Annotated in this window: 2 protein-coding genes; both read right to left on the reverse strand. The window is 58.6% G+C overall.

Annotated features, from left to right (window positions below):
- Positions 1-203 precede the first annotated feature (203 nt).
- Positions 204-659 carry a hypothetical protein gene (locus tag ACFHWY_RS28370; RefSeq protein WP_416583307.1) on the reverse strand — a complete coding sequence of 152 codons (456 nt, stop codon included), beginning with the start codon at positions 657-659 and terminating at the stop codon, positions 204-206.
- Between the two features lie 96 nt (positions 660-755).
- On the reverse strand, positions 756-1728 hold a 973-nt coding region (locus ACFHWY_RS28375), incomplete at its 5' end, for an RHS repeat-associated core domain-containing protein (RefSeq protein WP_416583308.1).

Here is a 1728-nt window from a genome sequence, read left to right on the forward strand (position 1 = left end):
AAGCATGCTTGACCACCAAGACGTAAGATTGGGCGCAAACGCCGCGTTTTTGTGTCCGAGGATCGACACGAACCGATACACAACACGGGCTGCGCCTCGTCGGCGCCATCCCACTCGGCCGATAGCCATCCTACCTGAACTGGACGGGCCCCGGCCGGCAACCAGGGCCCTTCCGGTGCCGAGAAATCCCTCGCAGACGCTCTCTAAACTACAAGCACGAGCAGGATTTGGTCGTCATCAAGGCCCCGCAGGTGCTGGGCCAAGGCTCGCACGCCGTCTCTTGCAGCTCGACCTGCTTCGGAGAATCCGACGCCCAACGTATTGAAGAAGCTGCGTATATCGGCTTCGGGCAATTGAGCCGGATCCAAACGCTCCATATCGGCGAACGACGACAGCGTCAACAAGTACGCACCAACGCCCGCGGCGTCTGTTAGCAGACGTTCCGCTTCACCGAACTCTGGATCCCTCAGCACTCCGGTCCTGTGTAGGTACTCCAGCAAGTAGACCATTAAATAGCCGGACCAGTCAAAGTGGCCTAGATCGTGGGTGCTGGATTCGATGACATCATTGAACCTGCCACCGGAGGCGGGATCGGCAGCAGCGACAAGCTCGGGAAGATCGGCTTGAGAAAGCTTGTGGAACGATGCGATCGCCGACATGCGGATCTCCGTTTCTTCGCTGTTCAAAGCCAACTTCGCGTCGGCGATAAAGCAGGTTGAATTGGGCAGGGAGCCATGGCTCCCTGCCCAATTCTACTAGAACTCTAGATGCCCACCCCGTTGGCTAGCGCGACCGGACGTATGCGACCTACTCGAATTCCAGATGATACCTACACCCTTGCCGAGTTTGGCGGTGTATTTGTTCACATGTTTCCGCCAGTCACCTCGGGTGGTGAGGTCGTACCAGCCTTTGGTTCCGCCAGTCTCAACCTTCACCCAGTCGGGGCCATACACCCCCTTGCCGGCAGGGAACAGCTTGCTCGAAAGTTCCGGATCGCTCTCGACTAGTTCTTTGACCCGATCGTCCAGGATGCTTCCTTTAAGTGCGTTGCCGAGAGCAGCTGGGTTTCGTGCAGTTCGAATGGCTTCATTCTGCGTCTCATCGAGACCCAGTTCGCCGTTTTCCCACTCCGCGAGGGCCTGCTCCGTGAACTGCTTAATTTTCTGGGCAATCTCATCGGGAGATTCGATTTCATTGCCATCGGAGTCGACCACCCTCGCCCCGCCGGCTGAACTCTCGCTGTGCACGGCGCGGATCGTGCCGGAGATCGTTGTGGTAGCCCCGGCCGCACCGGTGAGGCTCGCCCATTGGTCCTTGACCCAGCTTGAGGTCGCCTCTACTGCAGTACTGCAGTTCTCGATACAGGCACCGATCGCAACGATCGCAATGGATCCGACCGCTAGAAGTCCAAGTGTCTGCGCAACGGGAATTGCGAAAAGAGCGATAGGAGTCAACCCGCTGGGATCGCTGAATGACACCGGATTGTTGTTACCGTAGGCATAGGCGTTCCACTGTTGCGGGTCGGTGAGGTCTATAACCGGGTCGACGCTGATGAACCGTCCGATGAAGGGGTCGTATTCGCGGGCGTTTAGGTGGATAAGGCCCGTGGGGTCTTGGGTACCACCCACGAAGCCTTTGTCCATGCCGGTGGCCCAGGTGCCGGTGGTGGCAGGGTCTTTGCGTTGTCGATGTGCGGGGCTGTGAGCTGGGCTGACGTGTCGATTGGGG

Source organism: Micromonospora sp. LOL_024, from assembly GCF_048060415.1.
GTDB lineage: Bacteria > Actinomycetota > Actinomycetes > Mycobacteriales > Micromonosporaceae > Micromonospora.

Excerpts from the sequence above, each read along its gene's own strand:
- ACFHWY_RS28370 (WP_416583307.1), bottom strand. The coding sequence starts at position 659 with ATGTCGGCGATCGCATCGTTCCACAAGCTTTCTCAAGCCGATCTTCCC.